This window comes from Leifsonia sp. SIMBA_070 (genome assembly GCF_046534635.1).
GTDB lineage: Bacteria > Actinomycetota > Actinomycetes > Actinomycetales > Microbacteriaceae > Leifsonia.
The window spans coordinates 1-251 of sequence record NZ_JAWRYK010000642.1; the positions used below are offsets into that span (position 1 = coordinate 1).

The 251-nt window shown below is 66.1% G+C and carries 1 protein-coding gene; it reads right to left on the reverse strand.

Going from position 1 to position 251, the window contains the following annotated elements:
• Nucleotides 1–251, reverse strand: a 251-nt coding sequence (locus SB754_RS21800; protein ID WP_410784399.1) for a hypothetical protein, incomplete at both ends; no start/stop codon positions are given.

Genomic DNA, 251 nt, shown 5'->3' on the forward strand with positions numbered 1-251 from the left:
TCGGCGAACACGCCGAGCGAACGGATCGGGTCGAGCGCGATGTCGATCTCGCTCTGGGACACGAGGATCACGTCGGGTTCCGAGAACAGGGGCGCGATGGGCGACAGTAGGTAGCTTCCCTCCAGGTGGGGGAAGAGGCGGAAGAGCACGACGATGAGGCCCGAGACGATCACGAAGGGCGACGCGACCGCGATCGCGATGGGAACGCCCGGTTCGTCGCGTCGTACGACGTCCAGCGCGAGCAGGAAGAC